The 11,448-nt window shown below is 37.7% G+C and carries 11 protein-coding genes; 6 read left to right on the top strand and 5 right to left on the bottom strand.

The genetic code is table 11. The features are described from left to right. Positions 1–658: 658 nt before the first annotated feature. Both sohB and ESZ39_RS02005 read left to right on the top strand, forming a co-directional pair. Positions 659–1,708: a protease SohB gene (gene sohB, locus ESZ39_RS02010; RefSeq protein WP_146878123.1), complete on the top strand. Its 1,050-nt coding sequence runs from the start codon at positions 659–661 to the stop codon at positions 1,706–1,708. A gap of 35 nt (positions 1,709–1,743) precedes the next feature. Further along, entirely contained in the window at positions 1,744–2,391 is a 648-nt protein-coding gene (locus ESZ39_RS02005; protein ID WP_146878122.1) for a thiopurine S-methyltransferase, read from the top strand. A 343-nt stretch (positions 2,392–2,734) separates the two neighbouring features. Here ESZ39_RS02005 and ESZ39_RS02000 read toward each other — a convergent pair whose 3' ends face one another. After that, positions 2,735–3,001 (bottom strand): hypothetical protein, encoded by a 267-nt coding sequence (locus ESZ39_RS02000; RefSeq protein ID WP_146878121.1) that lies wholly within the window; start codon positions 2,999–3,001, stop codon positions 2,735–2,737. A 284-nt stretch (positions 3,002–3,285) separates the two neighbouring features. Between ESZ39_RS02000 and ESZ39_RS01995 the strand changes: the two genes are divergently transcribed. The 4 genes from ESZ39_RS01995 to rlmM are packed head-to-tail and all read left to right on the top strand — an operon-like array spanning position 3,286 to position 6,335. After that, positions 3,286–4,203, top strand: coding sequence for a transcriptional regulator GcvA (locus ESZ39_RS01995; RefSeq protein ID WP_146878120.1), 918 nt, complete (start codon positions 3,286–3,288; stop codon positions 4,201–4,203). Next, the gene (locus ESZ39_RS01990) at positions 4,200–4,865 is read left to right on the top strand and encodes an alpha/beta fold hydrolase (RefSeq protein WP_146878119.1); all 666 of its coding nucleotides are present in this window, start codon (positions 4,200–4,202) and stop codon (positions 4,863–4,865) included. Before ESZ39_RS01995 ends, ESZ39_RS01990 begins: the two co-directional genes overlap by 4 nt. Further along, positions 4,843–5,244, top strand: coding sequence for a DUF423 domain-containing protein (locus tag ESZ39_RS01985; RefSeq protein ID WP_146878118.1), 402 nt, complete (start codon positions 4,843–4,845; stop codon positions 5,242–5,244). The genes ESZ39_RS01990 and ESZ39_RS01985 overlap by 23 nt, the downstream gene beginning before the upstream one ends. A gap of 5 nt (positions 5,245–5,249) precedes the next feature. Further along, on the top strand, positions 5,250–6,335 hold the full coding sequence (gene rlmM, locus ESZ39_RS01980) for a 23S rRNA (cytidine(2498)-2'-O)-methyltransferase RlmM (RefSeq protein ID WP_146878117.1): 1,086 nt from the start codon (positions 5,250–5,252) through the stop codon (positions 6,333–6,335). A gap of 823 nt (positions 6,336–7,158) precedes the next feature. Here rlmM and ESZ39_RS01975 read toward each other — a convergent pair. From ESZ39_RS01975 to ppnN, 4 genes are all read right to left on the bottom strand, one after another. After that, a complete protein-coding gene (locus ESZ39_RS01975) occupies positions 7,159–8,166 on the bottom strand; it encodes an isocitrate dehydrogenase (RefSeq protein ID WP_146878116.1) in 1,008 nt (335 codons plus the stop codon). Positions 8,167–8,657: 491 nt separating this feature from the next. Further along, positions 8,658–9,035, bottom strand: a complete 378-nt coding sequence (locus ESZ39_RS01970; protein ID WP_146878115.1) for a DUF3192 domain-containing protein — start codon at positions 9,033–9,035, stop codon at positions 8,658–8,660. 217 nt (positions 9,036–9,252) lie between these two features. Next, positions 9,253–10,074: a flap endonuclease Xni gene (xni, locus tag ESZ39_RS01965; RefSeq protein WP_146878114.1), complete on the bottom strand. Its 822-nt coding sequence runs from the start codon at positions 10,072–10,074 to the stop codon at positions 9,253–9,255. 5 nt (positions 10,075–10,079) lie between these two features. After that, the gene (gene ppnN, locus ESZ39_RS01960; protein ID WP_146878113.1) at positions 10,080–11,420 is read right to left on the bottom strand and encodes a nucleotide 5'-monophosphate nucleosidase PpnN; all 1,341 of its coding nucleotides are present in this window, start codon (positions 11,418–11,420) and stop codon (positions 10,080–10,082) included. Positions 11,421–11,448: the final 28 nt, after the last annotated feature.

Raw genomic sequence — 11,448 nt, 5'->3', positions numbered from 1 at the left:
ACTAGTTAAAATAGCTCAAGGCTGTGTTGCTCTCACTCCCAATAGCCAGCTATTGCTCAATCGAGCGCCTTACCTTGAATTATTTTTCCTGCGCACAACAAGATCACAAACTTAATGGAACTGGTATAATACCAATTACATTAAGTTATTGCTCACTTGTACTGGTTAAAATAGCTCAAGGCTGTGTTGCTCTCAATCCCAATAGCCAGCTATTGCTCAATCGAGCGCCTTACCTTGAATTATTTTTCCTGCGCACAACAAGATCACAAACTTAATGGAACTGGTATAAGGCCTAATTTTGAGAGCACAGCGACCATTTATCTTTAACGTATACCAAGGCAAAGCTATGCTAAATGACGCCAGCAGATGATCAAAAGAGCGACGTGTAAATTAGTCAAGTAGTTAACAATGTGATGGCAGTAGCAAATAAGGGCACATTTTTAAATGGTATTTTGAAGCTTAGCTATTATTTTATAAATCACAGATTAGCTGACAGCTGCTTATTTATTCTCATTTTGGCGTCAACATGAGTGAATAATTAAATATTCCCCTTTTTTTACAAACTATATCCCCCATATTGTTAACTAGAATAATCATTAAGATTAATATATAACAACAAGGTTAACAGGTGTTAACTTGTTTTTTTAGGAGAAAAATATTGGAATTTTTGTATGAATATGGTTTATTTTTAGCTAAAACCATTACTTTCGTAGTTGCGGTGGTTGCCATTATTATTGCTATTGCTTCTTCAGCAATGAAACAAGGTGGTAAGAAAGGCGAGCTAGAAATTATTGACTTATCAGAGCAATATATTGAAGTTGAAGAAGATATTACCCACCACCTTTTATCTAAAGAAGAGTTAAAAGAAAAAGAGAAAAAAGATAAAAAGGCGGTAAAAGAGCAAGCCAAAATCGATAAAAAAGCTCACAAAGACGGCAGTGACAAAAAACAAGCCACACCGCGATTATTTGTGGTTGACTTTAACGGTAGTATTGATGCTAAAGAAGTTGGCTCTTTACGTGAGGAAATTAGCGCAATTTTAACTGTTGCTCAGCCCAGCGATGAAGTATTTGTTCGTTTAGAAAGTGGCGGTGGCATGGTGCATGGATACGGTTTAGCGGCTTCACAACTTGATCGCATACGTCAAAGAAACATTCCATTAACGGCATCAGTTGATAAAGTGGCAGCCAGTGGCGGCTATATGATGGCCTGTGTTGCTAATAAAATAGTTTCAGCGCCATTTGCTATACTTGGCTCCATTGGCGTTATTGCACAGGTGCCAAACTTTCATAAGCTATTAAAGAAAAACGATGTCGACTTTGAGCAGTTTACTGCCGGTGAATTTAAACGTACGGTAACCATGTTTGGTGAAAATACCGATAAAGGTCGTGAAAAATTTGTTGAAGAGCTTGAAGATACTCACGTGTTATTTAAAAACTTTGTCAGTGAGCATCGTCCAAGTCTAGATATCGCCAAAGTGGCAACAGGCGAGCATTGGTTTGGCACACAAGCAAAAGATCTGGGCCTTGTTGACGAAATACAAACCAGTGACGATTACCTACAGGCGCATTGTAAATCTCACAAGTTAGTGCAAATTAAGTATGCAACCAAGAAAGGTTTAGCTGAAAAGTTTTCCAAAGCGGCGTCTTTGTCATTCGACAGCATTATAAGCAAGGTTTGGCAAAATAATCGTATTTTCCCAAGTTAATCACTTTGGCTAATGTAAACTAATAGGTCATATCAATGGAAAGTGTTTTTTGGCATAAATGTTGGCAGCGCAATAAACTGGGGTTTCATCAACGTGATGTGCATGCTTTATTGTCTCAATACTTCAAAAAACTGTCTTTAGCCTCTGATCAGCATGTGTTTGTGCCGCTATGTGGGAAAACACTTGATATGGCCTATTTAGCGCAGTATTGGCAAGTTACAGGTAATGAGTTAAGTGAAATTGCCTGTCGCGACTTCTTTCTAGAAAATAACATTGATTATCAAAAAAAGACTGTAGGTGATTTTGAGCAGTTTTTTTGTCCACAGCTTTCACTACTACAAGGTGATTTTTTTAAGCTTTCTGCCGATGCGATTGACCGCGTAGATTGGATCTATGACCGTGCTGCCTTAATTGCGCTACCAACAGCAATGCAGCAAGCATACGTCAAGCATTTAAAAACGTTTTTTTGCTCACATACACGCTTGTTTTTAGTGACCGTCGAGTTTCCAAAATCGCAATTAAGTGGTCCGCCATTTTCGACAACAGCCTCTGATGTTCAAAGTTTGTTTTCAGGCTTCAATATTGAATGTATTGCGACCAATGAGCTCAAAGATAAGCAATTTGCCCAGCGAAGCTTTGAAGTTGATTATCTGACTGAAAAGCTATACATCATCACCCAATAACAATAGTGGATGCGGCAAATACCAAGCTAACGATAGTTTATGTGCTTCAGATCGCTTTAAATAAGTGTTTACCTTTTTCATAAGGAAAAATGGATAAATACAAGGCGTAAAATTTAGTCAGTCGTTGTTCACCTTATCAATTTTATAACGCCGTAGTTTTTAATTTTAACCATTAAAAATGAGCAGGTAATTAATCAACTTACTATAAATCAAGCTTTTTAGATGTTTGATGGCTTTATATTTTGCGTTTTTCGCTGATTTTAAACAGCAAAAAAGGTGCTACTTGGCACCTTTTTTATGAATATTAAGAGTAGAAAAATGAGTGATAAATTTAATAACCAGACTATTCAGCAAGTGTCACTGCTTTGATTATAATGTCAGCGCCTTTGTTGACATGCATATCGTTCATCGTAACTTGAGCACGAGCTGCTTTTTCGATAGGGTTAATGACTATCACATTTAGCTTAATTGATTGAGCTAAATGTAGTTTAGTAATTTCTACAAGTTCAATAGCGTTGATAGCTTGTACTTTAACTAATTGGGTTGCTTGGCTGTTAGTTGCGACTAAAGCTAGCATGGCGATGGTTGATAATTTAAAAATGTTTTTCATAAGTCACCTGTAATAAAACGTTAGTTGGTTTTATAGATGTTTTGGGACTCATTCTTTTCAATGACAAACAAGGGTTGGGAGCCTGTTTGATTTTCACCCGATTATTTCGGGGTAAAGATGAAGTCCTTCATCTATGGCGTGCATATTACGGTAAAACTGGTAAAGTTTATAATGACTAATTATAATGTCATTCATTAGAAAAACTAATCCGACATGCTTATGTCGAAAATTTGATGGATTATGCAAAAATAGATTCATTTTTAACGTAATTTTATAGGTGTAACTTGGCTAATAGACTCCCACCACTTAACGCTTTAAGGGCCTTTGAGGCATCTGCTAGGCAGTTGAGTTTTACCCGGGCGGCAGAAGAGTTATTCGTTACTCAAGCAGCGATAAGTCATCAAATAAAAGCCTTGGAAGATAATTTAGGCATAAAATTATTTATGCGTAAGAATAGAAGTTTGTTACTGACGGAAGAAGGCCAGTCATATTACCTTGATATCAAAGATGTGTTTAATGCCTTACATGATGCCACAGAAAGATTATTAGCCCGCGGTGCAAAGGGTGCTATTACGGTAAGCTTGCAACCAAGCTTTGCAATCCAGTGGTTGGTGCCTAGGTTAAACACTTTTAACTTATTACATCCTGATATTGACGTGCGTATTAAAGCGGTTGATCAACCTGAAAATTCGCTTACTGAAGATGTTGATTTAGCCATATATTATGGTAGAGGGCGATGGAATGGTATTCATGCGGAGCAATTACATACCGAGTATTTGATCCCCGTGTGTTCACCGCTATTATTATCGGGTACTAAACCCTTGAGTATAATTGGCGATTTAGCAGATCATACTTTATTACATGATACCTCACGAAGAGATTGGAAAAGATGGTTTAAGCATGTTGATTTCAAAGGCGGTAATGTTAATCATGGCCCGATATTTAGTCACTCGGCTATGGTGTTACAAGCGGCTATTCATGGCCAAGGGGTTGCTTTGGCACATAGTGTGTTAGCGAAACCAGATATTGATAGTGGCCGACTGGTTTGTCCATTTAAAGAAGTGTTAATCAGCAAAAACTCTTATTACATTGTTTGTCGTGAACAGCAATTGGAATTAGGTAAAATAGCCGCGTTTCGAGAATGGGTCTTGCAAACAGTTGCCGATGAGCAAACCCTTATTGATGAAGGACAGGTCGTGTGAGTAACAATGAATTACAAGTAAGTAGCGAGCTAAATAGTGCCGATGACGCAAAGGCATTGGTCATATTTGCCCATGGCGCTGGTGCTGATATGCATCATGCTTATATTGAAGAGCTTATTGCTTTGATGAATGCTCAGCAATTGAGTGTTTTACGCTTTAATTTTCCTTTTATGGACAAGCGCAAACTTGATGGCAAAAGGCGACCACCGGACAGAATGCCCGCACTAGTTGAGTGCTATCAAGCTATATTAGCAAACGCCAATAGCACTTTACCAATATATATTGCTGGAAAATCAATGGGTGGGCGGATAGCAGCTACGTTGGCTGGAGATAAAGTTTTAATGCAAAAGCAGCTAGTATCTGGTGTTATTTGCTTAGGTTATCCATTTCATCCGGTAAAAAAACCAGAGAAGTTACGCTTAGCGCCACTGCAAAACACACAATTGCCTGTGTTGATCTTACAAGGTGAAAGAGATGCGCTGGGTAGCGAAAGTGAAATTAAGCAATACGAAATCTCTTCACGCTGTCAGTTACATTACTTTAGTGATGGTGACCACGATTTAAAGCCGCGGGTAAAGTCGGGTTACAACTTAAAACAGCATCAAACTACAGCGGTTAATAAAATAAGGGATTTTATCGATGAAATTAATAACAGTTGCTAAACTACTGATGATATTTGTTGGTATCAGTGGGTGTTTTTCTGTATTATTCGGCGCTTGGTTAGCCCATGGTGGGCAATCGCTACCTTTGGCGTCACAAGAACGACTAATGACCGCATTAACGTATCAATTTTTTCATACGTTAGCGCTAATGCTAACCATCATCTTATATAAGCTGCACACAAAAGCTATGTTATTGATCGCAGGAATATTGTTTGCTATTGGTATCATATTTTTTAGTGGTAGTTTGTACATCAGAACGTTATTCGATGTGTTGAGTATTGGAAAGTTGGCGCCATCAGGCGGCCTGTCATTTGCACTTGCCTGGCTAGTGGTTGGATTTGCAGGTACTAAAATGTTTGACCAAAAGTTAGGTAATTAATCAAAATGACTGCAATAGTTTTATACTGTCGCCCCGGATTTGAAAAAGAATGTGGCGCAGAAATTCAAGAAAAAGCTTCATGGAATGAAGTTTATGGCTATTTAGAGCTAACTAAAAATCAGGGCGTAGTTTATTTTCATTTAAATAAGCCGGAAGAGGGCGAAATTTTAATGGAAAAAATTCCATTAAAGCGACTTATTTTCGCTCGCCAGTGGTTTGTTACAGTAACTGAAAAAATAGACCTACCTGACTACAATCGCGTTGAAGCCATTGTAGAGGTGTTAGGCACTGAGTGGCAATACGCTGATTTGCGTATGGAAACGCCTGATACAAATGACGGGAAAGAATTGTCGAAGTTTTGTCGAAAATTAGCAGTACCACTGCGACAAGCACTGAGAAAAGATAAAGTACTGACTGAAAAAGGTAATAAAGATGGCGCGGTGTTACATGCGTTATTTTTATCAGGCAAAGAAGTTATATTTGGTTTTTCATTAGCGCGCAATACTTCACCACATGTGATGGGTATTCCTCGGTTAAAATTCCCTAATGCTGCGCCAAGTCGCTCAACATTGAAACTTGATGAAGCTTTCTTATATTTTATTCCTAAAGAGGAATGGGACATACGTTTAACTTCAGGTATGAATGCGGTTGATTTAGGGGCTGCTCCCGGCGGTTGGACGTATCAGTTGGTTCGTCGTGGTATGATGGTAACGTCAATCGATAATGGCCCAATGGCCGAGTCATTAATGCAAACGGGTCAAGTAAAGCATCGTACAATGGACGGCTTTAAATACGTGCCGCAAAAGAAAAATGTTTATTGGCTAGTCTGTGACATGATTGAAAAGCCACAACGTGTGGCAAAGTTGATGAGTGAATGGCTACTAAAAGGGCTATGCCAAGAAGCTATCTTTAACTTGAAATTGCCCATGAAAGGTCGTTATCAGCAAGTTAATGATGACTTACAAACCATGAAAGATGCTTTTTCTCTTCATAATGTAAAGTACGAATTGTATGCCAAGCATTTGTATTATGACCGTGAAGAAGTAACGGTACACGCTAGGTTACTATCTCCTCCACCAATGGGTATTTAGTTATTTTTCACTAAAAATATTCTGAAAAAAAGCCCTAAATTTCTGATGAAGTTTGGGGCTTTTTTTTATCTGCTAATACTAACTTGCCTAATTAAGTGAACTACCTTTCCATAAGGAAAAATGGATAAATACAAGGCATAAAATTTAGTCGGTAGTTATACCAAGTTGATTAATTACCTGCCCATTTTTAATGGTTAAAATGAATAACTACAGCGTTATAAAATTTATAAGTAGAATAACTACTTACTAAACTTTATGCCTTGTATTTATCCATTTTTCCTCATGAAAAAGTAGATCACTTAATTAATCAAATTGGTATTATACCAATCCCATTAAGTTATTGCTCACTTGTACTAGTTAAAATAGCTCAAGGCTGTGTTGCTCTCAATCCCAATAGCCAGCTATTGCTCAATCGAGCGCCTTACCTTGAATTATTTAACAAGATCAAAAACTTAATGGAACTGGTATTATTCACCTTATAAATTTTATAACGCCGTACCTATTCATTTTAACCATTAAAAGTAAGCAGGTAATTAATCAACTTAGTATAAGGCAAAGTAAAATACCTGCTTTCTCCCATCATTTAATATATAAGTAATAAATCGAATTTAAAAACTGTTACTAAGCCACCCATACGCCCTGAGGTGAAAAAGGTTGTTTGTCCACCTCAGAGCGTGTGGGTGGCATAGTTGATCAACCAACGACTTCGTGATCTATTTAATTGTTAGGCCAATTTAATAATATGCACAACATAAGAGAAATTTTGAAGATAAAAAAACCAAGCACTGTGGCTTGGCTTTTATATGCAGTAGTTCTAACAGTATTATAAGCGCTCTAACACAGCTTGAGTGAACTCTGAAGTACCATGTGTGCCGCCAAGATCTCGTGTTGTGCGATCGCCCGACTCGATAACTTCTGTGATAGCGCGACGAATGTTATCAGCTTTATCAGCCATACCTAAATATTCTAGCATTTGAATAGCGGCTAAAATAACTGAGGTAGGGTTTGCTAAGTTTTTGCCTGCAATGTCAGGCGCACTGCCATGAACTGCTTCAAATATTGCACAACCATTGCCAATGTTAGCGCCAGGTGCCATACCTAAACCACCAACTAAACCGGCACATAGATCTGACAATATATCACCAAATAGATTTGTGGTAACAATAACATCGAACTGCTCAGGGTTCATGACTAACTGCATACAGCAGTTATCTACAATCATTTCTGTTGATTCAATTTGTGGGTAGCGTGCGGCTACTTCACGGGCAACTTTAAGGAATAGGCCTGATGTTGATTTTAGGATATTAGCTTTATGAACAGCAGTTACCTTTTTACGACCTTCTTTTATAGCGGTTTCATAAGCGAAGGTTACAATACGTTCAGCACCTTCACGAGTGACAAGACTTCTTGCTTCCGCTTGATTTCCGTCTTCTGAAACTGTTTGTCCTAGGCCTGAGTACATACCTTCAGTATTTTCACGGATGGTAATGATATCAATATTTTCATAACGTGCTTTCGTGCCTTTAAATGACAATACAGGACGAACATTAGCATATAGTTGAAAATGCTTACGTAGGGTGACATTAATTGATGTAAAACCTTCACCTACAGGTGTTGTTAACGGACCTTTTAAGGTGATTTTATTTTTTTCAATTAGTGCTAAGGTTGATTCTGGCACTAAGTCGCCATGATTCTCCAATGCGGTTAGACCAGCGTCAGCATACTCATATTCAAAATTACAGCCGGCTTTATCTAATACTTTGATAGTTGCGTCGATAATATCTGGACCTATGCCGTCACCTGGGATCACTGTTATGGTTTGTTTTGCCATTGTTTATTTGCCTTTTGAGTATTGCTTTTTTGAATTGCGAGAATCGAGAGTTATTGGTTAAATATAAAAGACTTACCAGCCGATATGCTTGACCTGACACTGCGCTTATTGCTTCAACCGAGTTTATGCCTGCAATTATAGCAACTAACCGCAGCAGTTAGTAAGTTTTACCGTAAAACTTTAGTCTAATTCATGTTCAATCACATTTGCTTGTGTGGGTAGGAAAAATAATTCAAGGCAGATGTTTATTGTTCTAGGCTAAACTTAGGCTATTTTAACCAGTATATGCAGGTAATAACTTAGTGGCATGGTATTAGCATTATATTTAGTTTTGACCTTTGACCTTTGGACTTTGAAAGTGAATGTACAGGTATATAGGCAATATAAGTCATAGCCATTGGGTTAAAGATAAAAATTACCTATCAGACAAGATAATAAGCAATCGCTGATGTTAAATACAGCTGTTGCTAAGTATAGCTAAGATGCGCAGCTTAAAATGTTTTAAACTGCTGATAAGCTGTTTTACCTATAGCGGTCAGGATACCATTGGTAAACAATAATGCGGTGCATTCATCTTGTGTAGTGATACCGTCAGACTTTACATGTTGGGTGCGGTAAAAGCTGACTTGATAACTGCTTTCGTTGACTATCTTTGCTTCGGTTATATCAGGACTACCTAGCTGCTCGATGGCGCTATTAAAATTAAATTTTTTCAATTCAAGTTTGGCAATAAACTGTTGATTATAAGCTTCTCGGTCCTCCCATTGCATGTTCGCAGGACTGTCATCGTAAAAATTGACCACTAATGTAACAAATATACCGTATGCTGCTAATGCGACTAATATTATAGCAATAATTTTTTTATTCACTTTTATTCCTTAAAGCTTTCTTGGTCATTATTTTAATGTTATTTATTATTATGCAAATAAACCAAGGTTATATTTGAGTCATTATTTGTTGCTACGGCTTTTACTATGACTCATTATTAAGTTTTAAAGTAAAATTATAATGAGTATTTTATAGCGAACTTCAATGGCTACAGTGAAAATGACAGTAACAGGCTATGACTATGATATTACCAGATGGTTAACTACTGGCAAGTCCATTTTTAGCGGGTAGTCTGATGTCTTTTAAATTAAAGCCTAAAGGGATATCAATTTTTAATGTTAGTAGCTTGCGACTTAACGCGATTTGTTCATCATGTTGTGATAACTTTTCACTGATGCTACTTTTTAAGTCTGTAGCATTAAGTATACTTTTAATTGAGCCATACTGATTTAACAATTTTGCTGCAGTCACTTGTCCGATACCGGCCACGCCTGGGATTTTATTGGTGTTATCACCAGTTAAAGTCCACAAGTCCATTAACTTATCTGGTTTTACAGTGAATTTGTTAAGCACATATTCTTCGTCTAAATAGCGACGATTAAAATAGTCATAGACTTGTATATTGGGGTTGAGTAACGACAAAAAGCACTTGTCTGTAGATACAACGGTGACATTTTGACCACGTAATGCAACTTTTATTGCTAAGGTCGCAATTAAATCATCAGCCTCGTCTGCTTCTGAAACTAAAGAATCAACGTGGTGTTTCATAAAACGGTCTTGAATATCAGTTAACTTGTCAGCCAAATGCTCAGGCATTTTTTTACGGCCTTTTTTATAGTCAGGATAGATATCATAACGCCAACATGGCGCTTGAGAATCAAATACCATAAGTGCATGACTGGGCTGTAGTTGTTCAATAATTTTTTCTAAGGCTTGTTCACATGCTTTAGCGGTATTAAATAATACTTGCTGCTTGGTATTTTCAGCCAATTCATTGTTCAACAAAAATGGCCGTTCCTGCACAGCATAAATTCTTCTGATTAAATTTAATGCATCAATTAATACCAAATGGACCGTCATAAAATTTAACCTTCAATGACTGTATAACAAGGAATGTATTTACTGCCAGGTAGCTTCATTCTTTGTTGCTTGACGAAAGAATTTAATAGTGTGTCCATTAATGCCATTATTTTACTATCGCCACTGATGTCAAAAGGTCCGTTTTCTCGGATTGCTTTTATGCCACTTGCTTTGACATTGCCAGCGACAATACCAGAAAAAGCCCGACGTAAATTAGCGGCTAACGAGGCTATACTTTGGTCATAATGCAAATTTAATGAGGCCATGTTTTTATGATCAGGTTCGAACGGCTGTTGAAACTCAGTTTCAATCACTAATGACCAGTTAAAATGGTAAGAGTCACCCGTTAGTTTTCGATGTGCGACCACTTCTTCTGTACTTAATTTAAAGGTTTTTGCGACTTGTTCAGGGTCATCAATAATAATTTTATAGAGTTTTTGTGCTGATTCACCGAGCGTGGCGGCAATAAAAGTGTCAATTTGCTGAAAGTATTCCGCACTTTCAATCGGTCCGGTTAAGATAATAGGCAGTTTTTGACACTGGTTTTTTGGATTGAGCATAATACCCAAAATATAAAGCAACTCCTCTGCTGTACCTGCACCACCTGGGAATATGATAATACCATGTGACATACGAACAAACGCTTCTAAGCGTTTTTCAATATCGGGCATAATGACTAATTCATTAACGATAGGGTTGGGTGGCTCCGCGGCAATAATACTGGGCTCGGTTAATCCTATATAGCGGCCAGTTGTGTTGCGCTGTTTGGCATGACCAAAGGTTGCTCCTTTCATTGGACCTTTCATCGCGCCAGGCCCACAGCCGGTACAAATATTAAAACCACGCAAACCCAAGTGATAACCTACTTGTTTGGTATATTTATACTCGGTACTATTAATAGAATGTCCACCCCAGCAGGTGATCAAATTAGGTGAACTGTCAGGAATTATGGCGTTGGCGTTACGTAACATATCAAAAATAACATTAGTCACACTATCAAGGTCTTTAGTGCTGTAGCAATCACCAATAAATAATATATCGCGTAATACTGCCGAAAGGTGCTCTTGAATACCTTTTATAATAACACCGTCAACAAAGGCATGTTCGGGTGGATTATCTAAAGCTAATTTAACACCACGCTCACGCCTTAATACTTTAATTTTAAAGTCTAAAAATTGTTGATATATATCCTCAGCATTGTCAGTATGACTGCCAGCATTGAGTACGGCTAACGAACAATTACGATAGAGATTATAGAGTTCACTGGTGGCGGATTGTTGTAAACGGTCAACTTCTGCTTGAGACAGTAAATTCATTTTGCCAACAGGATTAATTTGGGTGTGCATAACGGTACTTCCTCGTGCTAATTATTAT

This window comes from Colwellia sp. C1TZA3 (assembly GCF_007954265.1).
Classification (GTDB): domain Bacteria; phylum Pseudomonadota; class Gammaproteobacteria; order Enterobacterales; family Alteromonadaceae; genus Cognaticolwellia.
Note: the sequence above shows the minus strand (reverse complement) of the source record. Positions and strands in the feature narration are given on the sequence as shown.

Excerpts from the sequence above, each read along its gene's own strand:
- ESZ39_RS02005 (WP_146878122.1), top strand. The coding sequence starts at position 1,744 with ATGGAAAGTGTTTTTTGGCATAAATGTTGGCAGCGCAATAAACTGGGG.
- ESZ39_RS02000 (WP_146878121.1), bottom strand. The coding sequence starts at position 3,001 with ATGAAAAACATTTTTAAATTATCAACCATCGCCATGCTAGCTTTAGTC.
- ESZ39_RS01985 (WP_146878118.1), top strand. The coding sequence starts at position 4,843 with ATGAAATTAATAACAGTTGCTAAACTACTGATGATATTTGTTGGTATC.
- rlmM (WP_146878117.1), top strand. The coding sequence starts at position 5,250 with ATGACTGCAATAGTTTTATACTGTCGCCCCGGATTTGAAAAAGAATGT.
- ESZ39_RS01975 (WP_146878116.1), bottom strand. The coding sequence starts at position 8,166 with ATGGCAAAACAAACCATAACAGTGATCCCAGGTGACGGCATAGGTCCA.
- xni (WP_146878114.1), bottom strand. The coding sequence starts at position 10,074 with ATGACGGTCCATTTGGTATTAATTGATGCATTAAATTTAATCAGAAGA.
- ppnN (WP_146878113.1), bottom strand. The coding sequence starts at position 11,420 with ATGCACACCCAAATTAATCCTGTTGGCAAAATGAATTTACTGTCTCAA.